Here is a 23,736-nt window from a genome sequence, read left to right on the forward strand (position 1 = left end):
TGTAAGCGAACTATAAGTCAGTCAAAAAACCCCATATTTTAAAGGATTTTTCGACTGTTAAATGTGTTTTGACTTCCGTTTGACTTCCGATTTCTGTTGTAAAATTCATTCATAATATTTCCATTTTCTAATTTTTCTTTCTCTAAATGTGTATATATTCCCAATGTTGTAGAAATATCAGAGTGACCAACCCATTGCTGGAGCCGGATTACATCAACACCGGCTTCGTAACATTCAGAGATAAAAGTATGACGGAACGTGTGGCAGGTTACATCATCACTTAATCCAACAGTTTTTTTGATTTTTTTCATAAAGTCAAATACATTTTGAGAATTCATATAGTTTCCTTTTTGGTTTAAAAATAGCATATCTTCATTGTTTTTGTTTGCTATATATTCTCGCAATACTGGAAACAATGGTTCGAATATAGGAATGGTTCTTACACCGCTTTCTGTTTTAGTATAATACTGTATTACAGTTTTTCCGTTCTTTACTACTAATGTTTTATGTATGTGTATTATACTATTATTTAAATCAATATCTTTTTTTTGCAGGGCAAGTACTTCATTTCTTCGCATTCCTGTATAGCGTAATATATTTATAAAAGCATTCTCTTTTTCTGGAATGGTTGCTTTTTCGATTAAAATCTTTTCAAATTCTGTCAAAGCTCTACGCTTTTCCGGAATATGTCTTACTATTAAATCCGCACATGGATTTTTATATACTATATCATTCTTAATAGCATAATCGAATAGCGATTTTAATGTTGCAAGAATATCTTTTGCAGTTGCAGTCTTTTTACTACTGATATATGGTTCAAGGAGTGATTCGACGGTGTAAGAAGTTACCTTTTTTACTTTCATTTCTCCAATTGTAGGAATTATAATGTTGTATAATCTTTTGTATCTATCCTTACTTTGCTCTTGTATGGTATTATTTTTTTTGATTCGAAACCATTCTTCCCATAGTTCAGCCAATGTGATATTATTTCTATCAAGCACTACACCTTTGTCGATTAGTAACATTATATCCCGGTAATTCTTTTCAACCTCTTTAATTGTCTTCCCATATACAGTCTTTTTTATTGGCTTACCATCTTTTATTCCGACAGTTACCTGCTTGGCATATCTGCCGTCTTTTCGTTTTTTCATTGTTTCATTCCCCTTTCACAAAATAGGTATAAAAATAACACCTACTTGAAATGAGGTGCTGCAAATGATACAATCATACTGTTCAGGTAGATTATATCTAACACCTTGTTAGTAGTAATCTTTAGACCGCTCTTGTTGGTAGCAAGGGCGGTTTTTATTATAATGCTAAACAAAAATTAAAAACTTGCAAAATTAAATCTTTGATTTGTTCCAGTTGTTGAACCTCGTCAAAATAATATTCATGCTCATAGTCTGTATTATCGAATTTATGAAGTACAAACAAGTTATTTGAGTTTCTTATGTAAACACGACAAATCCATTTTTTGCTATTATCTCCAATTTGCATATAAGCATAATTACAAGTTTTTTTATAACTGATTTTTTCTTTAGAGGCTATCAATTTTTTTATATAGTCTAAAACTTCTAATTCTTCTTGGGAACATTCTAAAATAACTTTTTCGGATTCTTTTGTTATAGAAGAAGTATTATTAATAGCATTTTTTAATCGTTCATTTACTGTTTCATTTATATATTCATTATAGGAAGTCTTTATAATATCTCTAAATTTATCTATTATTGATTGAGTTTTTACTCCACTATACACACCTTTGGAAATTATGGCTTTTACAAACTGGTCGGTTGGGTTTTGAAATTGTTCGTCTATAGCCTTTTTTACCATTGCTGTATATTTAAGTTCAGAAGCACTATCTAAAATTCCTTTTAAATCAAATGCCTCTTTTTGGAATCTTACTAGTTCATTAATTGCACTATTTTTTAAATTTAAAAGATTTAATTCTAAAAATGGAGATGTATCCATTTTGTTTGTTTCTTCTAAATCGGAAAAAAATTTATAGACAATACCATTGGTCAATATACCAAATTTGGCTTTTGTTACGGTAAAATAACGAAATAATTGGTTAATATGTTTGGCATTTAAATCTATATTAGACGCCTTTACTTCAATTAACATTATAGGTTCGGTATTTTTTAGGATGGCATAGTCTACTTTTTCACCTTTTTTTGTCCCAGTATCTGCAGTGTATTCTGGAACAAATTCAAAAGGATTGAACACATCATATCCTAAAAGTTGAAAAAATGGTAAAACTAGAGAAGTTTTAGTTGCCTCTTCTGTTAATAGTGTATCTTTTACTTTGGAAATTCTGTCAGAAAACATATTAATTTTTTCTTTAAAATCCATAAAGTTCCCTCCTTAAAAATAATTAATATTTTATTGTAACTTGTTTTAACATTTTAACCATGACGTTTTTGGAGAACCTTGTCGAACGATGTAAAAAGTGTTCAACCTGTGAAACAGCTTATGTGGTATAATCTTCCTGTAAACAAATAAGCTTATGAATTTACAAAGAGTGTACATACTAATCACAAAAAAGAAACGAGTGTGACTGGTATGATAAATAGATTAGAAGAAGCCATTTGGGCAAGGGACTTAACAGTAAGACAAGTTTCCATTAAGTCTGGAGTCAGCAAGTCTACGATTAGCCGGCTCATGAAAGACAAAACAGCCGGCATTTCAATGGAAGCTGGTTTAAAAATATGTAAAGCCTTAGGTGCTGACCCAAGAGACATCTTCATAATATAAAAATAGAATATATGTTTGCATATTACCTGATGATGTGGTATTATAATTACAGGTGTGTGCAAACAAATGTTCTGCATTGGGAGGTACATAAAATGACAAATGAAGAATACATAAGATTAATAAACAAGTTACTAGTAAAATTTAATAATAAAACATTAAAAAGAATTTATAGTTACTTGGATGATTTACTAGTTGGAAGAGGGGATTAACCTTCTTCTTTTTTTTCTACATATATTAGAGCTTTTATATAATTTTTTAATCGTTCTCTATGATTTTTGTCCAATGAAGAATATTCTTTTAAGATAGTAACATCATCATTACTTAAATCGTATGCCTTCTTTATTTCGTCAAAGATTTCTATTGATATTTCCTTAATTGGTTCACCTTCACCCTCCATTAGCCAAAGATAGTTTATCTTAAATTCTTTGCAAATATCTTTTGCTACTCTATCAGTTAGTTTTACTTTTCCTGTTTCTATATTTGCTAAATTAGAACGTGAAATTCCGATGCGATTAGCAAATTCATTTTGATTCAAATTAAAGAATTCTTTACTTCTTAGTTTTTTTATTCTTTCTATTATATTGTTGGTATCATTCATATTTTCGCCTCCTAAAATGATAGTAACAAATAAAGAAATGTTTGTCAAGGACAAAAATATTCAAAAATAGTTTGACAAGGACTAAAACAAGTGATATAATGTCCTTAACAAACAAAGAAAGGAGAAAAAACATGAAAAACTTAAAAAAAGAAAAAGATGAACTTGTTGAAATGGCTAAATTATTAGCACAACTTTCACCTGAAGAAAGAGAAACTTTAAAAAAAGGGATTTTAATTGGAAAAGTAATTTTTAAAGATACAAATACCCCCAGACAAACAGCATAGAAAGGAAGATTAAGGAATATGAGAAAGAATAAATTGGTTAAAAATGTAAGATTTGACTTTGTAAACAGTGAAGGGATTGGCTGTATACATATTGAAGCAGATTGCAAAACAAAAGAGGATTTTGAAGAGGCATTAAAATTTGCACAAATGGCTAGTAAAATAATGCCTCCTGAAAAGAACTAATAATAAGCTTTTATAATGACAACTTTACCATTATATGTGTCATAAGTAACACGATTAATTAAATAGTCTAACACTATCTTTCCACAGATTTTGGATAGATTCTTATCTGTGGCTGGTATAGCAAGATAATTTCCAGATGAATCTGAAAGCTTTAAAACTTTTGTATCAATTCCATTGATTGTTGTTTTAATAGCTTCTGATTCATGCAATTTAAAAAGGTCAATCGCAGACATATTTAATTCTGACATACTAAACCATTCCCTTCCTATATACTCGGACATGCCAGTGTCCTGTAGATACATTATACAAGGAATGGAGAAGATTAACAAGGAACACCAAGGGAAACAGCCTAGAAAGGAGAACAGGAAAGAATGACAAGATGGGAAATATTGAGACATATAACAGGAGTAAAGGAAGTGTCAAGACTTCTGTATGATATCGTTCAGATGACTGGTTCGATAGAAGAATTAACGAAAGAACTTTCAAGTGAATTAACAAAAGAAGAGCTACAAGTCATTCAACAAGTAGCTCAATCTGGAAATTATCCATTATCCTTTGATGGAAAACAGTAATGACAACCATATATATAGAATAGAGAAGATTAACAAGATATAACAGATAAAGAAAGGAGTAATAAATTGAGCATAGAACTGAAAGAACTTCAAAAAGAAGTAGAAGAATTAAAGGAACTAATGCTTGATACAATCAAAATTATGAAAAGCAGTGTTGTACCTAAAAGAGCAATGAACAAGGAAGAACTTGCTCATTGCTTCCATATAAGTGAAGCACAGGTAAATAGATTATGTAAATGTGCTGATTCACCTGCCTATAAAACAGGAGCCGGCAAAACCGCCTCATGGATGTGCAACCCGGACAAATTTGAGCAGTATCTAGTTAAAAAGACAAAAGAAAACTGGAAAGGATAACAACATGGAATGGGTGGTACTTCAATACAAAATGGAAGAGAGCATATAAGGAGGTAGATAAAGTGAATGAACTAACAATTACAGAATACAAAGATATAAGAGTACTAACAACGCAACAGTTGGCAGAGGAGTATGGAACAGATACACAAGTGATTACTAATAATTTTAATCGTAACAAAGAGAGATATGTATTAGGGAAACACTATATCGCTTTAGAGGGTGTAGAAAAAAGGGAGTTTATTAACCAAACTCAAATTGATTTAGGTTCATTAAAAAATGCAAAAACTTTATATCTTTGGACAGAAAAAGGAGCATTACTTCACGCAAAATCTCTTAATACAGACAAGGCCTGGGAAGTATATGAGTATTTGGTGGACAATTATTTTCAAAAACCAAAAAGACAACTTACTGACAGAGAAATCATGCGTATGCAGTTAGAAATGTACGATGAGCATGAGGAACGCATTTCAAAGCTTGAAACCACAATGAATCTCGATTATGGACAGCAACAGGAATTAAAAAAAGTAGTTAATTCTACTGTGGTAAAAGCATTAGGTGGAAAAAATTCCAATGCCTACAAAAAGATTAGCAAGAAAGTATTCAGTGAATGTAATCGAGATGTGCAAGATTATTTCCATGTAAATTCAAGAAACAACATTCCAAGAATGAAATATTATGAAGCTATTAATTATGCAACGAAATGGGAACCTTGCAATAATACGAAATTAGCAATACAAGATTGTAATAATCAATTAAATATAGCTTAGGAAGGGGTGAGTAAATGAAAAAAGTAACAATTAGCTATTATGTACCCAATCGACTAGAAGCAAAATACAGAATAGAAATAGCGAGGGTATTGGAAGATATTGAAGTGAAAAAAGTAGTATTTGAGATTGAAGAAATAGGAGGAAACACAGATGAGTAAAAGATACAACAAAACAAAGCGTTGTTCTGTACTGCTGGGAAAGAAACCAAGCAAAGTGAATTATGAAAATAAAAAATGCTCACCAGTACCGCAAATACTTGGTGAGCAAACGGAAAATAAATCACAAGTTCAGAATAACAGATTTTTGAGGAGATTGCAAGGATAAAGGAGGAGAAACATGACAGTATATGAATTAATATTATTACTAATAAAATGTAATCCAAATGCGAAAGTAGTTACTTCTAGAAATTATGAACATATTGGAGAGTATCACACAATCAAACGTGCCTACGAAATTTCAAACGATACAGAAAGTGAATCAAAAAGCGGATTTGTATATTTGAAAGAGGAAGAAAGTGCAAATGATGAATGAATGGATTGAACTATCAGAGCAAGAAGAAATAGAACAAAGAAACCAATCAAAGCTAAGAAAAAGACAGGCTCTTGCTTATATAGAAGAAGAGGTCAATTTTAAGGAGGAAAAAGAGTATGAATTTATATGAAATTAATGCGGAAATATTAAACTGTATGGACGAAGTAGATGAGGAAACAGGAGAACTATTAAATTGGGAAAAGTTAGATGCATTGGTCATGGAAAGAGATAAAAAAATTGAAGGAATTGCTTGCTGGATAAAAGATTTAATAGCAGAAGGAAAAGCATTAAAGGAAGAAAAAGATTCCTTTGCAAAACGGCAAAAAGCTGCTGAAAATAAAGCAGAACAGTTAAAGAAGTATCTAACCAATGCCTTACAGGGAGAAAAATTTAAAACAGAAAAAGTTGCTATTTCTTGGAAAAAAAGCGAATCCGTTGAAGTGAAGGACTGGAAACAGTTGGAGGACGACTACTTAAGGTACAAAGAGCCAGAGGTGGACAAGACAGCAGTAAAAATAGCGCTTAAAAATGGGTTGCCTTTAAACGGAGTGCGATTAGTAGAAAAGAAAAACATTCAAATTAAATAGAGGTATCGTATGAGTATTTATAGCAAATTGTTGTGTATACAGGTAGGGTTAAAAGCACCAAAAGAACATTATAGTGAATTTGGCGGATATTATTATCGAAGCTGTGAAGATATTCAAGAGGCATTGAAACCATTGTTAGAAAAACAAAATACTGCTTTGGTTTTAAGTGATGAAGTAATACAGATAGGTGAACGTTATTATATAAAAGCAACTGCACGTTTATTGGATTGTGAAACAGCAGAAGAAATTAGTACAACAGCTTATGCAAGAGAAGAACTTGAAAAGAAAAAGTCTGATTCTTCTCAAATAACAGGTTCAACAAGCAGTTATGCCAGAAAATATGCACTGAATGGATTGTTTTGTATTGATGATAGCAAAGACGCAGATAGTAAAAAATGTGATATAGAATCATTAAGAAAACAATTCAGTGATGAAATTAGCAGAACTGGAAAGTCGTGGCATTATTTTACAGAAAAAGCTAGAAAGACAAAGGTAGAAGATATGACTGGAAGTGAATTAGAAGAAGCAATTAACGCTTTGAAAAGTTGTGAAACAAAAAAAAGAAAAATGGTATAAGTTCAGGTGATATCATTGTATGAATTAGCTCAATTGCAGCAATATAGAATTGACGAAACTGGGACAAGCCTTGTGATACATATTCCCAACAAGAACTACCAGGAAACCATAGAAAGCAAACATGTCCACCAGTGTGGTTTATGGCTGGATGATGGTAGACACATTAGTGCGGAGCAGCGTAAGAAAGCATATGCAACGATAAGGGATATCTCCGAGTATACCGGCTATCTTCCGGAGGAACAGAAAGAATGGCTTAAGTATTTACATATCGAACGAACCGGATGCCAGTATTTCAGCTTGTCCAATTGTTCCATGACAGTAGCAAGAGAATTTATCAATACGATTCTTGAATATGCCTTAGAAGAAGGTGTCCAATTAACGGATTTAGCATTGAATCGAACCGATGATATCGGAAGATATCTGTTCCAGTGTATCAAACATAAACGATGTGCTATCTGCGGACAAAAAGGAGAAGTTCATCATTGGGATGCCATCGGAATGGGAAATGATAGAAAACACTATGATGATTCTAAGAATCGAAAAATATGTCTTTGTAGGGCACATCATACCGAATGTCATACGATAGGAAGGGATGTGTTTGAAGATAAATACAAAGTATATGGCATTGTAATGCCAGCGTAACTGATTAACCAAGTTTAACGGATAAGTAACTACTCACACTATTACTAATTCGTACAACCCTACCTCGAATTGAGGTAGGGGAAAAAGGAGAATTATGAACAGCAGAGAAAAAGGAGCGGCAGGCGAAAGGGAGCTTGCAAATTATCTAAAAGAAAAAGGGTATCAAACAAGAAGAGGGCAGCAATATTGTGGAGCGAATGGAGATGCAGATGTTGTTGGCTTGCCTGGAATCCATATCGAATGTAAAAGAGTTGAAAAATTAAATATAGAAAATGCAATCAACCAATCATGTTTTGATGCAAGGAAAGGCGAAATACCAACCGTCATCCATCGGAAGAACCGAAAAAAATGGCTGGTAACCATGCGGTTAGATGATTGGATTGAGATGTATCAAAAATTCATGGAAAAGTAGGTGCGACATGAATTACATGAAAGAAATAATTGCCTTTGAGCAATGGCTCGAAACTCACTACTTGCCAATTTCAGCACAATTACTATGGTATAAATTAATGGCTATCTGTAATCGAGCAGGATGGAGTGAGTGGGTGACAGTAGATAACCTGCGTTTGATGGCAGCCATGCAAATGAGTCGTGAAGCTACATTAATTAAGACGAGGGACGAACTCATTAAAGCAGGGTTAGTTGAGTATCAAAAAGGGAAAAAGGGAAGTCCTAATAAGTATAAAATGATTTCGCTTGTTGCAACTTGTACTTTCAAAAACGTAGTACAAAACGAAGTAGAAAGCGAAGTAGAAAGAGTAGTAGAAAACGAAGTAAAAGGAGTAGTAGAAAGCGTAGACATATATAAACATAAACAAAACAAAAACAAAACTAAAAAGAGAAGTACTAAAGTACTTCCAGAAAAGTTTTGTGAGAGTGAACCGCTTAATAATGCTATCTTAGCTTTTCTTGCACACAGAAAATCTATGAAAGCACCTATGACAGAACATGCGATTGAGTTAATGTTAAAAAAATTAAATAAAATGACAGAGGTGGAAGAAGAAAAGATAGAAATATTAAATCAGTCGATTATGAATAACTGGAAAGGGATTTTCGAGTTAAAGGAGAAAAGATTTGCTTCTGGAAAACAGAAAACAGAGGACTTTTATGACGACATGAAGGAGTGGGTGAGTGAACATGAATGTAACTGAATTTGCTACAATAGCCTCCGCAATTAAGGCAGCGTATCCAAATGCTAATTTAATGCCAGATAAACGTTCCAAAGAAATTTGGTATACCATGTTATCAGACCTTGACTATGTTGTGTGTATGACAGCAATAAAAGAGCATATTAGTACAAATCGTTTTCCACCTTCGATTGCGGAGATTAGGGAGCAGTGTGCTAATATTGCAATTGGAAAAGTACCCGATTGGGGTGAGGGTTGGGAGCAGGTAGAAAAAGCGATTCGAAGTTGTGGAATGTATCAAGAGGAAGAGGCGTTAAAACGCATGGATGAAACGACAAAAATTTGTGTGAAACGCTTAGGCTGGAAAAATATCTGTTTGTCGGAAAACATTGTAGCGGATCGTGCAAATTTTCGAATGATATATGAGCAGATTGTAAATCGTAGCAAGAGAGAAGCACAATTATCTCTAGGGCTAAAAGAAGAAAAGCAGAGATTATATAGCTTAATACATCAGACAGAACAAAAGTTATTGCAGAATGAAAAATGTGGAGAGAACGATGGATAGACATATTAAACAAGTTAAAAGAGAACTGTTAAAAGACTGGGATGGGATACGTGAAGCTGCCAAGGAGAGAATCCGGCAACAGGGACATGATATTGTAATTATTTTGGAGGATGAAAGGAATGGTAAGAAATGAAAATAGATGATTTGGATTGGGAAGATTTATATAAAAAAACCGATTTGCTTATGAAAGAGTTAGGGGCAAACGAATACGTTATAGCAACAAATGAAAAGATGCTATTTGGAAATGTGCCGTATGTAAAAGTTAGTTTTCCTAAAAGAATAAATACGGTAGCAATGTTGAGAATGAACGGAAGAAAGTACACTAGAGAAAGAGGATATAAAAAAGACGGAAAAATTTATTGCGTGTATCAAATACGTTGGGAAGAAGATTAAAGAAAGGGGCGGCACGTATCTGGCTTAAGGTTATGGATGTTAGAGCCGAGAGGCTACAGGATATTACAATTGAGCAGATTGTAAAAGAAGGTATTAATTAAGAAGAAGTAAAACCAAATCAGAAGGGGTTTTATGCGTTTTCACAGAGAGAGCGAACGAAAGAAGATTATAACAACATAGAGCAAAAAATATTCCAAAAACAGTGGAGAGAAGAGAATGGATAAAATAAAAATAACCTGTACGAAGGAGCAAAGAGAAGCCTTAGATAAAATGCTACGGCTTGGATTTTGCACATCCACGACATATAGCTCTATTTTTCAAGCAAAAAATCAGACCGACTATGATATTTTGCAGAAAATCGAGTATGAAATAAGGAGAGAATCAGGAAACAGGGACTTGTAATTGTTTTAAAAGAAAGGTAGGGAAAGAAATGAAGGTAAATAAGAAACTATTGAAAGGATTAATAAGCGGAATATTGATATTATCACTTACTGCCTGTACAGAATCAGAGAGAGTTACATACAACATGAAACAAGAGGCTGAGAACTTTAATGTTTTAAGAAGATTTGCAGTAATTAACACAAGGACTGATAAGGTCGAATTTGAAATGATTGGTGCTTTCAGCAGAGAAGATTCGTCTGACAGTCAGGTTACTTTGGTAGTTGAAATGGAAGATGGAACATATAAGCGACATATAGTCGGATTGAACGAAAATACTATGTATATTATTGAAGATTTGGGTGGAGCGAAAGTCAACAAGTACAAATATCAAGTAAATTATATTCCGGAATCAATTGTACCGATTACAATTACAGAACATGATTAAAAACCGTTACCAGAACAGTATGAGGAGATAATGATGAATCAAGAAGAAGCAATAGAAATCTTAAAGAAAAACTATCCCAAAACAGCAAAAAAGGTTGATGGAATATACGTAGGTGGCTTTGATGATGTTGATTGTGAATTTGGGCAGGCACTTACAATTGCAATATCGTCACTAACAAAACAAATACCAAAGTTAGTAGAAAGGAGTAAAAAATGACAAGAGAAGAATTAATTAAAGAGTTGCGACTGTATGCTGGCATATACAGAGAATCGCCATTTCACAGGGAAGTAGAAGGAACACAAGAGCTCCTTGAAAAAGTTGCCAACTATTTGCAAGGAGCAAAAACTGTGAAAGATAAAGAGTGCAAAGAATACATCCACACTTATAAATGTAACAAAAAGACGTGCGATGGATGCAAGAACAGATATGTTTCAGAGATAATTACTGAACTTGAAGATTGTGCCAAACAAGAAGATTGTCCCGTGTATTTAGGAGATAGAGAGATTGACAGTTATGTAAAACTGTCAGAAGTGATTGAAATTATTAACAAGTATGTTGATTAAACAGAAATATAAGGATTTGAGGAGGTGGCACATGAGAGGATTCAAATGGATAGGAACAGCAACCAATAATAAAACTGGACAATACTATGTTATGTATGGAAGAAAAGGTATTGTTACTCTTTATGAAACAGATAAGGAATTTTCGGAAAAGAAGAAAACAGATATGTCTTTTAAAATGAGTGCAAAGGGTATGATAGGTTTTGCTTGTGAACATAAAGAAATGAGTTTTAACCAGAATCTAACCCGATAAACAGAAATTAGTAGAAAGGAGTAAGAGGTTTTCCCGGGAAGAAAAGACGTCTTTACTCCGTATAGAAAATGGCGAGGACAAAAATAGAAGTACCAGAAGGATTACAAAGTGATTATACAAGTATAATAGTTAGTTACAGCAATGGAATAGATAGCACAGGGGCATTATACTGGGCATTAAAACATTTTGATAGAAATAAGATTTATTTATTGTATTGTGATACTGGGTTCGAATATCCAGAGAATATTCAAATGTTTTACAAAACAGCCAAGTTTATTGGTGTGAAACCAGTATTACTACAACATCCAAAAGGGTTTTTGAAGCTTTTGTTAGAGGAGCGATTTAAATGGCCAGACATGAAAAACCGATGGTGTACAGCATATTTAAAGACAGGAATAACGGACAAATGGATTAGAGCAAATCGTCAGTTATTGGGTAAGAAATGTTTATTTGTTACTGGAGAACGTAGGGACGAGAGTAGAGGGAGAGCAAAACTCCCTGAACTAGAATACCATTCAACGACATTAAAAACAAAAAGAGTAGCTGATTTTACATGTCACTGGTACAGACCTTGCCTGGATTACGAAAAGGGAAAAATGTTCGAGCAAGGAAAAGAATTAAAATTAGAACCTCATTTTTGTTATGAGTACTTAGGTAGGTGTTCTTGTATGGCATGCATGTTCATGAGCAATGAGCATGCAATAGAAAATATGAAGAGGTATCCAGAAAAAATAAAACCTTTCATTGAAGCAGAAATAAAGCTTTCTCACACGTGGAAGAAAAAAGTAGGACTACAAGAGCTATGGAATCAATGTTTAGATATAGATGATATAGAGGAAAAAGAAAAAGGAATAAAAGAAAAAGAAACAACAGAAACTAATCCCAAAAAAGGAGATTAGATGATGAGACTTATTGGAATATTACAAAAAACTAAACACAATAAAAAACAAGAAAAAGAATTATTGTATAAAATAACTCAACATTTTGGAAAAGAGGTTGCAATTCGAGTAAGAAAAGAACTGAAACCTACTATCAAGGGAAGTACTTATAATACCTATGTATTAAGACTTAATATGGTGTATCAATTGTTGGTGGAAGGTGTCTCGTTAGAGGATGCAATCGAAAGAGCTAAAAAATATTAATAAAAAATAGATTCTTACAAAAACTATAAGAAAAAAGGTTAAGGAGAATCTATGGATACAAAAATATTAATCAGAGAATTACACAAGTATTGGGAATTAGAAAAGCAAGCTGAGGGAACCACGTTAGAGGAATTGGTTAAGGTATATAGACAGGACATACTGCACTATGGAGAGAATCCCGTAGGATTAAGAATGTTGAGTTCAAGAGATTATAATTACTATTTGAATTTACTGGAAGAAAAAAGTCTTGAAGAGTATGAGAAAGGCAAGGAGGAATAACCTGCCTTGCCAATCTCTATAATAACATAATTTTGATTACAGGTTCTATTATAGTTGGAACAATATTCCAAGTCAAGAGAAAGGAGTTAAAAAATTGACACGAGAAGAACTGAAAGATTACCAAAGAATATGCAATATAATTAAAAGGTTGGAACGTGAAATAGGAAATGAAGAGAAAAGAGAAATAGAAATTGTAAAAGGAAAGGTAAAAAGTTCTATGAAAGAACATCCATACATACAAAATCACGTGAGCGTGGAGATGTATGAACCTGTTCAAATGGATAAAAGCAGTAAAAAAATACTTAAAATGAAGTACGAAAGGACGAAATTGGTTCAAAAAAAACAGGAAATAGAGAAATACATAGAGGATATAACTGATTTTCAAACGAAGATTATATTTCGATATAAATTTATTGAAGGAAAGACATTACAAGAGATAGGGGAATTACTTGGTTATACAAAGGGAAGAATTTCACAAAAAATCTCTGAATTTATAAAAGATTAAACCCATTAAACAAAAAGGTATGCTATAATTATAATAGAACGAGTAGAACATATTCGTTTAACGTTACAAGTTTTAGTATCCCACCAACATTTCCGCTTGCTACCGATGTAGGTAGTAGGCGGATTGATATAATATACGTACCTCCTTTCAAAATAAATCAGTGTCCTGCTTGAAACTGATTCGGTTAGGACACGATAAGCCCAGATAGCTCAGTCGGTAGAGCAGAGACTAAGTCATCGTTTGCACTGGTTCGATTCCAGTTCTGGGCAGTTCCTGGAATAAAGGGTGAATTAAAAAAAGCATTTAGAGAGGTGTATGAGCATTGTAAGAATATTGAATCTTTAAATGTAAAGACAGATAACATAGTAAGTTATGAAAAGTATCTTCAGAAGAAGAGGGAGAAAGATGCAAGAAAGAAAGAATAAATTTAAATATGTAAAAATTGCATTGAACGAAGTGAAATTTGAGGGTTCATCGAGATGGCAATGGGGACTGAGTGGAGCTATATCTTTGGTATTGTCTATAATAACTTGTTTTAGCAAAGATACCATAGAAATACTAAAAACTACCGCTAGTACGTTTAATAGTGTTTCGTTGGCAATTATAGCAATGATTTTTACGGCATACGCTTTGTTTCAAGCTTTGCTTAATGATGATATGGTTTGGGAAATGAGCAAATACAATAATTTGCTTGAAACATCCAATCGGTCATTTTTAGGTGTGGTTTTTTTGTATTTGAGTAACATTATAATAAATACGATATTAATAATTATTCTTTCTACATTACCAACTGAATTTGGAATTAGCAATGATTATTGGATAGACAGTACCATTTGTTTTGTATTTATTTGGATATATGAAATATTTACATTTAGAATATTGATTGAAATTAGGAACTTTGCAATAAATATATATAAAGTGTTCATTGCTCATAATAAGTTGTCATTATTAAAAAAAGAAAATAAAGAAGAAAAAGAAGAAAATGAAACATTGTATAAAATGTTAGAAATTAAAAGGTTGAAAGAGCTTAAGATGATAAGTGAAGAAGAATATGAAGATAAAAGAAAAGAGTTTTTGAAAAGAATGTAAGAAATATTTTACATAGAGAGCCATCAAGGCTCTTTTCTTTTACCCAAAAACAAACGGAATAAAAATACAAAATATAGAAAGAAGATGATAACATGAATATAAAGAAAGTAGTAGTAGATAACCTCCCAAGGGACTGCATTGCCTGTCCACTTGACTATCGATACAAAAAAGATTGTGGTAAGGAAGTCAGTAGGAATTACAACGGGGGCTTGAGGATGGGAAAGGTGCCGGATAAGAGGTGCAAGCTGGATGTGAAATAGAAAGGAGTGAGCCTAGTGGCATTAACGGAAAAACAGAAACGATTTGCAGATGAGTATTTGATAGATTTGAATGCTACTAGAGCTTATAAGGTGGCATATCAAAGCTGTAAGAAAGATGAAACAGCGAGAGCGAATGGCAGTAGATTGCTAACAAATGCTAACGTTGCAAGTTATGTAGAACAAAGAATGAAAGCAAGAGAAAAAAGAACAGAAATCAAACAAGATTGGGTGCTAGAGGAACTAAGAAAGATAGCCAGTGCAAATGGTACTGATTTTTCACAGATTGTAGAAGAGCCAATTATAAAAAAAGGGGCTTATGTAACGGACCCGGCTACAGGACAGGTAAAAAAATACCAGACAGTAAAATTCATTCCAACAAAGGAATTGCCGGAAGAAAAAAGAGCAGCAATTGCAGCAATCAAGGAAACAAAGTTTGGAATTGCTGTGGAAACGTACGATAGACTAAAGGCATTGGAACTATTGGGACGACATTTGGGAATGTTCAAGGATAAGGTGGAAGTATCTGGATTAGAGAATGAAAAATCAAAGTTGGATGACTTAATACAACAAATGCGTGATGGTAAGAAATGAGCAAAGAAAGTTTACTTCTATCAGATAAATATAAGGCATTTCTCCGTTGTAATGCACCTGTTGAGTTTTTAGAGGGAACGACTGCTGCCGGAAAGACAACAGTAGGAATCTTTAAATTTTTCCTCAAGGTTGCTCAATCGCCTAAAAAATATCATATTATTGCTAGTAAGGATACAGGAACAGCCGAGAAAAATATTATCAATAAAGACCTAGGTATTATAGATGATTTTGGAGTATTAACAGAATATAATGGTAATGGGTCGAAAGATGAAAAAATCCCACATATTGTCTATCATACAAATAATGGGGATAAAATTGTCTATGTAATGGGATATGGAGACAAAAAGAAATGGCAAAAAGCATTAGGTGGACAATATGGCTGCCTTTATATAGATGAAATTAATACAGCAGATATCGACTTTGTTCGTGAGGCTTCTATGAGATGTGATTATTTTATGGCAACCTTAAATCCGGATGACCCAAGTCTTGATGTATACAAAGAGTATATCAATTGCAGTAGACCGCTACCAGAGTATGAGAAAGACACTCCAACTGAATTATTAGAAATGTTATGTGAAGAACCAAAACCTAACTGGGTACACTGGTTCTTTTCTTTTGAACATAATTTGGGGTTAAGTAAAGACAAAATAGAGCAAATCAAGTTAAATGTACCAGTAGGGACTAAGCTATGGAAAAATAAGATTCAAGGGCTTAGAGGGCGGGCAACTGGTTTAATATTTCCAAATTTCAATCGAAAGAAGCACATTGTAAGCGAAGAATGGGTAAAAGAACAAGTTAAACTAGGAAAAATAAAATTCAAACGTTTTACAGCGGGTTTAGACACTTCTTATTCTTCTAAAAGTGCTGATACAATCGCTATGATATTTCAAGGAATTACAGAAGATAGAAAATTGATTACCCTAGCAGAAAAAGTATACAGCAACAAGGATTTAAGTATACCGCTAGCACCATCTGATACAGCAATAAAATTTATAGAATTTCTGGAATGCTGTAGGAAAGGATGGGGATATTCGAAGGATGTATTTGTTGATTGTGCAGACCAAGCTACAATAACAGAATTAAAAAAATACAAGCGATTGCATAGTTGTTTATATAATTTTATAGATTCTTACAAGAAAGTGACTATATTAGATAGAATTAAATTTCAGTTAGGATGGTTGCAACAAGAATGTTATTTCATTGTTGATGCATGTATCGAGCATATAAGAGAGATGGAATCCTATAGCTGGAAAGAGGATAAGGATGAGCCAGAGGATATGAACGACCATACGATTAATGCCAATCAGTATGCGTGGATACCATACCGTAATATAATCGGATTTGAGGAGGTAAATAAGTAAGTGAGGTGGACAAAACAATTGAGTGATGGAATAAAAAAAGGAATACGAAACTGGTTAAATATTGCTCCAGCAGGTCCTTATGCAATACAAATCAGTGAAACTATGGATTTTGAGCTAAGTGCGATTCGTAATCGTATTTGGTATCGTGGCGATAGTAATGAATTAGAGCAATTATATCAGCAATCAAATGAATACGCAGATAAATATAAGTTTTGGGCATCTCGTTGTACTCCTGGTATGGAAATGCGAAAGATACATACAGGATTGCCCTCTTTAATTGTTCGGATTTTGAATAGTATCGTCATTTCCGATATGAATGAATTTGAGTTTGAAAACCCAAAGCAGGAAATGTTGTGGAAAGAAATAGAAAAGGAAAATAAGTTTCGGAAGAAATTAGAAAAGTGTTTAAAAGAAGTTCTATATATTGGTGATGGAGCATTTAAAATCACGTTAGATACTTCTATTAGTCAATACCCTATTCTGGAATGGTATTCAGGGGAACGGATAGAAATAGTAAGAGAACATGACCGACTAAAAGGTATTATATTTAAAACTCCATATGTGGAGAGAGAACAACAATATATACTACATGAGTATTACAGCTATGGCATGATTAAGAATGAATTATATAAAGGTAATACATTGATTCCAATTAACTCTATCGAAGCAACAAAGAATATAAGAGATTGGGAGTTTGATAAAAATATTTTATTAGCAATTCCATTACAAGTATATGAAAGTGCTAAGTATGAAGGCAGAGGAGGAAGTATATTTGATGGGAAATTAGATTCTTTTGACGCATTTGACGAAGTTTGGAGTCAATGGATGGATGCTATAAGAGCAGGTAGGGCAAGAACTTATATACCAGAATCTTATATACCTAGAAATATGGAAACAGGTCAATTAATGAAACCAAACCCGTTTGATAATCGATTCATAGCTGGTGATGACAATTTAAATGAAGATGGAAAAAATACAATAAAAACGGAACAGCCAATAATTCCTCATGATAGTTATTTATCTTCTTATATTACAGCTTTAGACCTTTGCTTACAGGGGGTTATTTCTCCTTCTACATTAGGTATTGATACGAAAAAACTAGACAATGCAGAGGCACAGCGGGAAAAAGAAAAGTCTACCTTGTATACAAGAAATGCAATCATTGAGGCTTTGCAGGAAACATTACCGAAAGTTGTTGAATGTTGTATTAATGCTTATAATATGCTGCTTAAACTACCAACAGAAGAGGTAAAAGTAAATATTCCATTTGGTGAATATGCAAATCCATCTTTCGAAAGCCAAGTAGAAACAGTAGTAAAAGCAAAACAGGGTGGAATTATGAGCATTGAACGTTCTGTAGAAGAATTATATGGAGACAGTTTAGATGAACACTGTAAACAAGAAGAAATCAAACGTTTAAAAGCAGAACAAGGTATTGCAGAATTGGAAGAACCAGCCTTAAATACGGAGGGAATGCAAATAGATGAAAGTCATAGTGATGAATAAAATATATCCGATGAATCAAAAAGAATATAAGAAATTATTGCAGATAGCAAGTGAAAATGTCGCATTTGGAATTTATGCAGTTGAGAAGAAAGGATATGCGGAGTTGAGGAATGATAAGTGCAAAAGTATCACCCAGTTAAAAGAATTAACACGGCAATTTAAATCACAGGGATATAAAGTGTTGGCAAATAGGTAAGCATATGAATGAGTACGATATAGGAAAAGCATTTGAACGGATTGAAAATGAGTTAATCCGTTCGATGATAAGAAATCTTGACCGACATCGAGCGGAAGAAACAGAACTGGGATATAATTGGGAACAGTGGCAAGTAAAGCAATTACAAGCATTAGAAGAATATAAGAAAGCGAACAGAAAACAGTTTAAAGGTCGATTTAGAAGGATTAATGCATCAATAGATGGTTTGATAAGTTTGGCTAGGCAAGAAGGAAATATGAGCCAAGAGAAAGCTATTTTAGAAGCAATTAAGAAAGGATATCGACCCAGAACATTTAAAGACCTATTTGAAAAGTATAAAGGTAAAAATATAAGAGAAATAATGGATTTAATTCTGCGTAAGAATATTCAATCAGAAATAAATGGAGAGTTTTTTAAATTAAATGATAGAAAAATGGCTGCATTGATAAGAGCAACAAAGCGAGATTTTCAAAAAGCAGAACATGCTATATTAAGAATGGCAGAAGACCAATATAGGAAGATAATTTTTGATGCTCAAGTCTACGCAAATACTGGCTCTGCTACATATGAAAAGGCTGTAGATATGGCAACAAAGGACTTTCTAAGCCGTGGTATTAACTGTATTGAGTATTCGAATGGTGCAAGGCATACCGTAGCAGATTATGCTTATATGGCAATCCAAACCGCTTGTAAACGTGCTTATTTGACAGGGGAGGGAGAGAAGCGGAAAGAGTGGGGAATTTCAACGGTTATTATGAATAAACGTGGAAATCCTTGTCCTAAGTGTCTGCCATTTGTAGGAAAGGTATTGATTGACGATGTATGGAGCGGAGGAAGTGCAAAAGATGGCAATTATCCTCTCATGAGCCAAGCAATCGCAAGAGGGTTATACCACCCACGTTGCAAGGATAGTCATACTACCTATTTTGAGGGTTTCAGTACACCGCCTGATGAAAGATTTACTCAAAAAGAAATAAATGAGATTGAAAAAAATATAAAAAATGAAGTAAGGAAACAATATGCAAAACGTCAAGTTGATAAGTATGAGAGACTAGAAGAATTTTCTTTAGACGATGATAATAAAAAGAAATATAGAAAAAGAATCAAATCATGGGAAATAGTTCATAGTAATGAGACTAATACATTTAAAGAAAGAGAACTACGTTATAAAGACAATGAGGGTATTTTTACAACATTAGATGCAAGGTCAAAAGGAAAAGATGTTATAAAGCCTCATAATATTAAAAAAGAGATGAGAAAGTCTGAAATTGGAAAAGAATTGTTGCAATACTTGGAGGATAACAATATACCAGTTCGGATTTTTTATGGGGTAGACATAGAAAAGGATATCATGGGTTATTTTATGGATAATGAAATATATATCTATGCTGATAATACTAGAACAGTAAAAGAAACAACCTTAACTTTAATCCATGAAGCAACACATGCTAAAATTAGAAAGCCAAATTCAAAGAATCAAGAATTAGAATGTTTTACAAATGAGTATAAACATAAAGGAATAGAATTGACAGAAAAAGTTAAAGAACGTATAATAAAACATATAGATAACAAGTATGATTACTTAGAATGGGAGTGATTTTATGAAAGATACTTTAACTTTAATGCCACATGAAAGATTAAAGATGTTAAGAAATGGAGAAATTGTATTGTGTACCCATTGCAAAGTTGGGATAATGCAACCGATTGGAGATGCAGTAAAAACAAATACATTTCAGTGCAATAAATGTAAGAGGCAAATGATATTTAATTAACCACCTAGTAGGTAGCTAGGTGGTATTTTTATGCAGAAAAGAAAAAAGAATGATAATGATTAGGACGTTGAAATAGACGTCTTATTTTTATGCCCGAAGGCTCAAAACTACGTGAGACACACTGTAAAACTGTAGTGCAGACAGCACAGAAAAAACTGTTTATAGAAAGGAACGATAAAAAATGAAACAAAGATTACCTTTAAATTTACAATTCTTTGCAGAGCAAGGAGAAGAAGGGCAACAACAAAATCAGGCACAGCAACAGCAAGGAACAAATCAATCGACACAAACACCATCGTTTGATTATGAGAAACTAGCCAGTATTGTAGCTGGAAAACAAAATGTAACTGAGGATACTGTCTTGAAAGGGTATTTCAAGCAACAAGGTCTTAGCAAAGAAGAGATGGAACAAGCAATTTCTGCCTTTAAGGAGCAAAAGGCAGCACAGCAACCTGATGTAGAGAAAATACAAGTACAAGCAGTTCAAGCACAACAAGCATTACAACAATCGCAAATCGAAAATAAGGCAATTTTATCAGCGATTGAATTAGGACTTGATGTAAAAACAGTTCCATATCTTATGAAAATGGCTGATTTTAGCAACGTTATGAAAGAAGATGGAACAATAAATGAAGATACTATAAAAGAAGCCTTAAACAAAGTATTAGAGGATGTACCAGCACTGAAACCAAGTACTGAAAAAGCAACTGGATTTATGCAAGTTGGTGCAAGTGGAACACAACAACAAAATAATCAAAGCGACTTATTAGCATTTGCTTTTGGAAACAAAAAATAAGAAAGAAGGTTTTAAATTATGTCAGTATATGATTATGCAGAACAATTTGAAAGAGAGTTACAACAAAAATATGAAAGAGAATTGACCTCTGTTGCTTTAACACAGTCAAATCCAAGTATTAAATTTATCAATGCCCAAACAATTAAATTACCAAGAATGACAGTATCCGGCTATAAGGACCATAACAGAAATGTGTTAGGGTTCAATACGGGGACTGTTACGAATGATTGGGAACCAAAAAAATTAGAGCATGACAGAGATATTGAAATTCCTATTGATCCAATGGATATTGACGAAACAAATCTTGTCCTAGAGATGGCGAATATTCAAAATGTATTCGAGGAAGAGCAGGCAATTCCAGAAAAAGATTCGTATCGCTATTCGAAGTTATATGCAGAAGCTAAAAATTATCAGTCTAAAGGAGCAGTGATTGACAATACAGTATTGACAGTTGACAATATCTTGGATTGGTTTGACCAGCAAATGGAACGAATGGACGAAAATGCAGTGCCAAGCGAAGGACGTATTTTATATCTGACTCCAGCTGTGAATACATTAATAAAAAATGCTTCCAAGCTTACTAGAACAATTGACGCAAGAACAGGAGGAGGAATTGACCGAAGAGTGTATTCATTAGATGATGTAAGCTTTGTAAAAGTTCCAAGTGCAAGAATGAAAACAAAGTATAACTTCACAAATGGTTGTGTGCCGGCTAATGATGCAAAGCAAATTAATATGATCTTAGTTCATCCATCATGTGTTATTTCGAGAGATAAGTATGCGTATATGAAGTTATTTACACCAGGTAGCGATTCTCGTACTGCAGATAAGTATGTATATCAGAACAGATATTATACAGACACATTTTTAATTGAAAATAAAGCTTGTGGTATTGCAATTAATGCAGAAAGTGAGGGATAAAATGGAAGCGAGTAAAGGAAATAAAGTATATACCATTGATGAACTAGAAAAGGAACAGTATCGAAATAATGGATATGATATCTATGATGAGGATGGAGAAGTAGTTGCCTATGGAAAAGGTAAAACAATTCCGTATGAGCAATATGCAGAATTAAAAAAGCAATATGAGGAATTAAAAGGGCAACAAGAAGAACCAAAAAAGGGAAAACAAACAAAAAAAGAGGGTGAATAAATGCCTTATGCAGAAAAAGAGTATTATATAGGAGTATTTCAAGGGCACATTCCAGAGGAAGAGATAAGCAAATATCTGAATCAGGCAAGCCGGCACATAGATTCGCTTACCTACAATCGAATTGTGGGTAGGGGAATTTCTAATTTAACAGAGTTTCAAAAAGACATTCTAAAAGAGGTATGCTGTGAACAGGCTGAATTTGAGTACAATAATCGAGAAATATTTGACATGATATTGCAAGGATATAGTATCAATGGTGTCAGTATGCAATTTGGAGAAAGTTGGAATGTGAGCATACAAAAAGGGATTCCAATGAAGCGAGATACTTATGAAATTCTAAGCCAAACAGGTCTTACTTGTAGATTGGCGGTGTAGCATGAAATATCCTTGTTTAGTGCCAAAGCAGTTCTGTACTACTCCAATTCATGTAAGCATTGAATCGGAAGAGATAAATAACTTGGGAATGCCTAAATATGTATTAGAGTTGGACATACAATGTAATTATCAAGAAACTGCAAAACCAGTATTGACGGCAGAGAAAAAGATAATACAAATTAATGGAATAGCTTTGTTCTGTGGTGATATTGCTCCTAATATTCCAATATTAAGTAGCGGCACTGTTATAATAAATGGCATTGAAAGGCAAATAGTAACTGGTGAAAAGGCAAGAAATCCAGATGGTACAGTGAACTATTGCCGACTAAATCTTGTGTAAGGAGTGATAGAGTGAATGTCAGTTCAAGAGTAAAAATCAATCGTCAAAAAATAAAGCAATTAACAATGGCTCAAATAACAGCATTAGAAAAGACAACAGAAGCACTTCATACAGAAGTAGTACAGGCTCAGGTATTTCCGTTTCAGACAGGAAACACCCAAAATGAATCTACGTTTCCGGATTATTCGAAATCAAAAGAAGGACGTACCAGTATTGTAACAAGTAATCCTTATGCAAGGCGATTGTATTATCACCCCGAATATCATTTTTCTAAAGCAGAAAATCCAAATGCTAGAGGAAAATGGTATCAGCCCTGGATTGATGGAAAAGAAAAGAATTTCTGCAAAGAAACATTCAAGAAGTTCTATAAGGAAGATGGTGGACTGTGATGTTATCATTAAAATTGGTGAGAGAATTTATTGCAAGCCTTGGTCTTGTAAAAGACGATAATGTATACATTGGAAAACTTGATAACAAACAAAAATGTTCGATAGGAGTGTACAATCGAGAACATGACGGAGCAGAGCAAATTCCAATCGGTGGTAGAGAGAGTGGAACATTTCAAGAAAAACGTATATCTCTATTAATTCACTGGAATAAGAATCCTGTAGAAGCAGAGGAGATTGCATATAAGTTATACAATTTATTACAACAGCAAAAAGAGTTTTATATGGATACAACCTATATACATTATATTCGGATGATGGTAGACGAGCCAAAAGATGTTGGAACGGATGATGCTGGAATTTACGAATATGTGATATGGGTTGATTTTATTTATAGTGAAAGAAAGGATTGAAGA

The 23,736-nt window shown here is 33.4% G+C and carries 45 protein-coding genes and 1 tRNA gene; 42 read left to right on the forward strand and 4 right to left on the reverse strand.

All coding sequences use genetic code 11. The features are described 5' to 3' along the window. Positions 1 to 38: 38 nt before the first annotated feature. Together FYJ58_RS11920 and FYJ58_RS11925 are read right to left on the reverse strand one after the other, a co-directional pair. A complete protein-coding gene (locus FYJ58_RS11920) occupies positions 39 to 1,151 on the reverse strand; it encodes a tyrosine-type recombinase/integrase (protein ID WP_154519953.1) in 1,113 nt (370 codons plus the stop codon). A 157-nt stretch (positions 1,152 to 1,308) separates the two neighbouring features. Beyond that, entirely contained in the window at positions 1,309 to 2,349 is a 1,041-nt protein-coding gene (locus FYJ58_RS11925) for a type I restriction endonuclease (protein WP_154519954.1), read from the reverse strand. 210 nt (positions 2,350 to 2,559) lie between these two features. On the opposite strand from FYJ58_RS11925, the gene FYJ58_RS11930 reads away from it, so the two are divergent. Next, positions 2,560 to 2,751 carry a helix-turn-helix domain-containing protein gene (locus FYJ58_RS11930; protein ID WP_154519955.1) on the forward strand — a complete coding sequence of 64 codons (192 nt, stop codon included), beginning with the start codon at positions 2,560 to 2,562 and terminating at the stop codon, positions 2,749 to 2,751. A gap of 205 nt (positions 2,752 to 2,956) precedes the next feature. On the opposite strand, the gene FYJ58_RS11935 is transcribed toward FYJ58_RS11930, so the two are convergent. Further along, positions 2,957 to 3,349 (reverse strand): helix-turn-helix domain-containing protein, encoded by a 393-nt coding sequence (locus tag FYJ58_RS11935; RefSeq protein ID WP_154519956.1) that lies wholly within the window; start codon positions 3,347 to 3,349, stop codon positions 2,957 to 2,959. A 131-nt stretch (positions 3,350 to 3,480) separates the two neighbouring features. Between FYJ58_RS11935 and FYJ58_RS11940 the strand changes: the two genes are divergently transcribed. Next, a complete protein-coding gene (locus FYJ58_RS11940) occupies positions 3,481 to 3,633 on the forward strand; it encodes a hypothetical protein (RefSeq protein ID WP_154519957.1) in 153 nt (50 codons plus the stop codon). Between the two features lie 18 nt (positions 3,634 to 3,651). Next, a complete protein-coding gene (locus FYJ58_RS11945) occupies positions 3,652 to 3,816 on the forward strand; it encodes a hypothetical protein (protein ID WP_154519958.1) in 165 nt (54 codons plus the stop codon). Here the strand turns inward: FYJ58_RS11945 and FYJ58_RS11950 are convergent. Next, on the reverse strand, positions 3,813 to 4,064 hold the full coding sequence (locus FYJ58_RS11950) for a hypothetical protein (RefSeq protein WP_154519959.1): 252 nt from the start codon (positions 4,062 to 4,064) through the stop codon (positions 3,813 to 3,815). The two genes, FYJ58_RS11945 and FYJ58_RS11950, sit on opposite strands and share 4 nt — an antisense overlap. A gap of 123 nt (positions 4,065 to 4,187) precedes the next feature. Between FYJ58_RS11950 and FYJ58_RS11955 the strand changes: the two genes are divergently transcribed. From FYJ58_RS11955 to FYJ58_RS12145, 39 genes are all read left to right on the forward strand, one after another. Continuing rightward, entirely contained in the window at positions 4,188 to 4,388 is a 201-nt protein-coding gene (locus FYJ58_RS11955; protein WP_154519960.1) for a hypothetical protein, read from the forward strand. Positions 4,389 to 4,454: 66 nt separating this feature from the next. After that, positions 4,455 to 4,742 (forward strand): hypothetical protein, encoded by a 288-nt coding sequence (locus FYJ58_RS11960; RefSeq protein ID WP_154519961.1) that lies wholly within the window; start codon positions 4,455 to 4,457, stop codon positions 4,740 to 4,742. 62 nt (positions 4,743 to 4,804) lie between these two features. Further along, positions 4,805 to 5,509, forward strand: coding sequence for an ORF6C domain-containing protein (locus FYJ58_RS11965; RefSeq protein WP_154519962.1), 705 nt, complete (start codon positions 4,805 to 4,807; stop codon positions 5,507 to 5,509). Between the two features lie 14 nt (positions 5,510 to 5,523). Then, positions 5,524 to 5,667, forward strand: coding sequence for a hypothetical protein (locus FYJ58_RS11970; protein WP_154519963.1), 144 nt, complete (start codon positions 5,524 to 5,526; stop codon positions 5,665 to 5,667). Then, positions 5,660 to 5,833, forward strand: coding sequence for a hypothetical protein (locus FYJ58_RS11975; RefSeq protein ID WP_154519964.1), 174 nt, complete (start codon positions 5,660 to 5,662; stop codon positions 5,831 to 5,833). Before FYJ58_RS11970 ends, FYJ58_RS11975 begins: the two co-directional genes overlap by 8 nt. Positions 5,834 to 5,845: 12 nt before the next feature. After that, a complete protein-coding gene (locus FYJ58_RS11980; protein WP_154519965.1) occupies positions 5,846 to 6,040 on the forward strand; it encodes a hypothetical protein in 195 nt (64 codons plus the stop codon). Further along, complete coding sequence (locus FYJ58_RS11985) at positions 6,030 to 6,170, forward strand: hypothetical protein (RefSeq protein WP_154519966.1); 141 nt, start codon at positions 6,030 to 6,032, stop codon at positions 6,168 to 6,170. Before FYJ58_RS11980 ends, FYJ58_RS11985 begins: the two co-directional genes overlap by 11 nt. Beyond that, entirely contained in the window at positions 6,157 to 6,627 is a 471-nt protein-coding gene (locus FYJ58_RS11990; protein WP_154519967.1) for a siphovirus Gp157 family protein, read from the forward strand. Before FYJ58_RS11985 ends, FYJ58_RS11990 begins: the two co-directional genes overlap by 14 nt. A gap of 9 nt (positions 6,628 to 6,636) precedes the next feature. Next, on the forward strand, positions 6,637 to 7,203 hold the full coding sequence (locus tag FYJ58_RS11995) for an ERF family protein (protein ID WP_154519968.1): 567 nt from the start codon (positions 6,637 to 6,639) through the stop codon (positions 7,201 to 7,203). A gap of 15 nt (positions 7,204 to 7,218) precedes the next feature. Then, the gene (locus FYJ58_RS12000; RefSeq protein WP_154519969.1) at positions 7,219 to 7,845 is read left to right on the forward strand and encodes a putative HNHc nuclease; all 627 of its coding nucleotides are present in this window, start codon (positions 7,219 to 7,221) and stop codon (positions 7,843 to 7,845) included. Positions 7,846 to 7,939: 94 nt separating this feature from the next. Beyond that, positions 7,940 to 8,257 (forward strand): putative PDDEXK endonuclease, encoded by a 318-nt coding sequence (locus tag FYJ58_RS12005; protein ID WP_154519970.1) that lies wholly within the window; start codon positions 7,940 to 7,942, stop codon positions 8,255 to 8,257. A 7-nt stretch (positions 8,258 to 8,264) separates the two neighbouring features. Next, complete coding sequence (locus FYJ58_RS12010; RefSeq protein ID WP_154519971.1) at positions 8,265 to 8,996, forward strand: hypothetical protein; 732 nt, start codon at positions 8,265 to 8,267, stop codon at positions 8,994 to 8,996. Continuing rightward, positions 8,983 to 9,537, forward strand: coding sequence for a replicative helicase loader/inhibitor (locus FYJ58_RS12015; RefSeq protein WP_235912641.1), 555 nt, complete (start codon positions 8,983 to 8,985; stop codon positions 9,535 to 9,537). Before FYJ58_RS12010 ends, FYJ58_RS12015 begins: the two co-directional genes overlap by 14 nt. Further along, positions 9,530 to 9,670: a hypothetical protein gene (locus FYJ58_RS12020; RefSeq protein WP_154519973.1), complete on the forward strand. Its 141-nt coding sequence runs from the start codon at positions 9,530 to 9,532 to the stop codon at positions 9,668 to 9,670. Before FYJ58_RS12015 ends, FYJ58_RS12020 begins: the two co-directional genes overlap by 8 nt. Beyond that, positions 9,667 to 9,930: a hypothetical protein gene (locus tag FYJ58_RS12025; RefSeq protein WP_154519974.1), complete on the forward strand. Its 264-nt coding sequence runs from the start codon at positions 9,667 to 9,669 to the stop codon at positions 9,928 to 9,930. The genes FYJ58_RS12020 and FYJ58_RS12025 overlap by 4 nt, the downstream gene beginning before the upstream one ends. Positions 9,931 to 10,146: 216 nt before the next feature. Continuing rightward, positions 10,147 to 10,332, forward strand: coding sequence for a hypothetical protein (locus FYJ58_RS12030; protein ID WP_154519975.1), 186 nt, complete (start codon positions 10,147 to 10,149; stop codon positions 10,330 to 10,332). 28 nt (positions 10,333 to 10,360) lie between these two features. Continuing rightward, positions 10,361 to 10,756: a beta-sandwich lipoprotein gene (locus FYJ58_RS12035; protein ID WP_154517972.1), complete on the forward strand. Its 396-nt coding sequence runs from the start codon at positions 10,361 to 10,363 to the stop codon at positions 10,754 to 10,756. A 30-nt stretch (positions 10,757 to 10,786) separates the two neighbouring features. Further along, positions 10,787 to 10,972, forward strand: coding sequence for a hypothetical protein (locus FYJ58_RS12040; RefSeq protein ID WP_154519976.1), 186 nt, complete (start codon positions 10,787 to 10,789; stop codon positions 10,970 to 10,972). Further along, the gene (locus FYJ58_RS12045) at positions 10,969 to 11,319 is read left to right on the forward strand and encodes a hypothetical protein (protein WP_154519977.1); all 351 of its coding nucleotides are present in this window, start codon (positions 10,969 to 10,971) and stop codon (positions 11,317 to 11,319) included. Before FYJ58_RS12040 ends, FYJ58_RS12045 begins: the two co-directional genes overlap by 4 nt. 31 nt (positions 11,320 to 11,350) lie before the next feature. Then, positions 11,351 to 11,569, forward strand: a complete 219-nt coding sequence (locus FYJ58_RS12050) for a hypothetical protein (protein WP_154519978.1) — start codon at positions 11,351 to 11,353, stop codon at positions 11,567 to 11,569. Between the two features lie 68 nt (positions 11,570 to 11,637). Beyond that, a complete protein-coding gene (locus FYJ58_RS12055; RefSeq protein WP_154519979.1) occupies positions 11,638 to 12,468 on the forward strand; it encodes a phosphoadenosine phosphosulfate reductase domain-containing protein in 831 nt (276 codons plus the stop codon). Then, positions 12,469 to 12,711: a hypothetical protein gene (locus FYJ58_RS12060; protein WP_154519980.1), complete on the forward strand. Its 243-nt coding sequence runs from the start codon at positions 12,469 to 12,471 to the stop codon at positions 12,709 to 12,711. 51 nt (positions 12,712 to 12,762) lie between these two features. Beyond that, positions 12,763 to 12,990, forward strand: a complete 228-nt coding sequence (locus FYJ58_RS12065; RefSeq protein WP_154519981.1) for a hypothetical protein — start codon at positions 12,763 to 12,765, stop codon at positions 12,988 to 12,990. A gap of 94 nt (positions 12,991 to 13,084) precedes the next feature. Continuing rightward, positions 13,085 to 13,495, forward strand: coding sequence for a sigma factor-like helix-turn-helix DNA-binding protein (locus FYJ58_RS12070; protein ID WP_154519982.1), 411 nt, complete (start codon positions 13,085 to 13,087; stop codon positions 13,493 to 13,495). A gap of 198 nt (positions 13,496 to 13,693) precedes the next feature. Further along, positions 13,694 to 13,764 (forward strand) — tRNA-Leu (locus FYJ58_RS12075). A gap of 136 nt (positions 13,765 to 13,900) precedes the next feature. Further along, entirely contained in the window at positions 13,901 to 14,584 is a 684-nt protein-coding gene (locus FYJ58_RS12080) for a hypothetical protein (protein WP_154519983.1), read from the forward strand. Between the two features lie 275 nt (positions 14,585 to 14,859). Then, complete coding sequence (locus FYJ58_RS12085; protein WP_328597851.1) at positions 14,860 to 15,435, forward strand: terminase small subunit; 576 nt, start codon at positions 14,860 to 14,862, stop codon at positions 15,433 to 15,435. Next, entirely contained in the window at positions 15,432 to 16,796 is a 1,365-nt protein-coding gene (locus FYJ58_RS12090; protein WP_154519984.1) for a terminase, read from the forward strand. Before FYJ58_RS12085 ends, FYJ58_RS12090 begins: the two co-directional genes overlap by 4 nt. Beyond that, complete coding sequence (locus tag FYJ58_RS12095; protein ID WP_328597852.1) at positions 16,797 to 18,302, forward strand: capsid protein; 1,506 nt, start codon at positions 16,797 to 16,799, stop codon at positions 18,300 to 18,302. Further along, positions 18,280 to 18,498 (forward strand): hypothetical protein, encoded by a 219-nt coding sequence (locus FYJ58_RS12100; protein WP_235912639.1) that lies wholly within the window; start codon positions 18,280 to 18,282, stop codon positions 18,496 to 18,498. The genes FYJ58_RS12095 and FYJ58_RS12100 overlap by 23 nt, the downstream gene beginning before the upstream one ends. Before the next feature lie 4 nt (positions 18,499 to 18,502). After that, positions 18,503 to 20,095 carry a phage minor capsid protein gene (locus FYJ58_RS12105; RefSeq protein WP_154519985.1) on the forward strand — a complete coding sequence of 531 codons (1,593 nt, stop codon included), beginning with the start codon at positions 18,503 to 18,505 and terminating at the stop codon, positions 20,093 to 20,095. Between the two features lie 4 nt (positions 20,096 to 20,099). Continuing rightward, on the forward strand, positions 20,100 to 20,270 hold the full coding sequence (locus FYJ58_RS12110) for a hypothetical protein (RefSeq protein ID WP_154519986.1): 171 nt from the start codon (positions 20,100 to 20,102) through the stop codon (positions 20,268 to 20,270). 181 nt (positions 20,271 to 20,451) lie between these two features. Next, a complete protein-coding gene (locus FYJ58_RS12115; RefSeq protein ID WP_154519987.1) occupies positions 20,452 to 21,066 on the forward strand; it encodes a hypothetical protein in 615 nt (204 codons plus the stop codon). A gap of 18 nt (positions 21,067 to 21,084) precedes the next feature. Continuing rightward, the gene (locus FYJ58_RS12120) at positions 21,085 to 21,987 is read left to right on the forward strand and encodes a capsid protein (RefSeq protein WP_154519988.1); all 903 of its coding nucleotides are present in this window, start codon (positions 21,085 to 21,087) and stop codon (positions 21,985 to 21,987) included. 1 nt (position 21,988) lies between these two features. Further along, positions 21,989 to 22,219 (forward strand): hypothetical protein, encoded by a 231-nt coding sequence (locus tag FYJ58_RS12125; protein ID WP_154519989.1) that lies wholly within the window; start codon positions 21,989 to 21,991, stop codon positions 22,217 to 22,219. After that, positions 22,220 to 22,594 carry a head-tail connector protein gene (locus tag FYJ58_RS12130; RefSeq protein ID WP_154519990.1) on the forward strand — a complete coding sequence of 125 codons (375 nt, stop codon included), beginning with the start codon at positions 22,220 to 22,222 and terminating at the stop codon, positions 22,592 to 22,594. Between the two features lies 1 nt (position 22,595). Continuing rightward, positions 22,596 to 22,934, forward strand: coding sequence for a hypothetical protein (locus FYJ58_RS12135; protein WP_154519991.1), 339 nt, complete (start codon positions 22,596 to 22,598; stop codon positions 22,932 to 22,934). An 11-nt stretch (positions 22,935 to 22,945) separates the two neighbouring features. Beyond that, positions 22,946 to 23,323, forward strand: coding sequence for a hypothetical protein (locus FYJ58_RS12140; protein ID WP_328597853.1), 378 nt, complete (start codon positions 22,946 to 22,948; stop codon positions 23,321 to 23,323). Next, positions 23,323 to 23,733 (forward strand): phage tail terminator protein, encoded by a 411-nt coding sequence (locus FYJ58_RS12145; protein ID WP_154520011.1) that lies wholly within the window; start codon positions 23,323 to 23,325, stop codon positions 23,731 to 23,733. The genes FYJ58_RS12140 and FYJ58_RS12145 overlap by 1 nt, the downstream gene beginning before the upstream one ends. Positions 23,734 to 23,736: the final 3 nt, after the last annotated feature.

The sequence above is a fragment of the Velocimicrobium porci genome, from assembly GCF_009696045.1.
Taxonomy (GTDB): domain Bacteria; phylum Bacillota; class Clostridia; order Lachnospirales; family Lachnospiraceae; genus Velocimicrobium; species Velocimicrobium porci.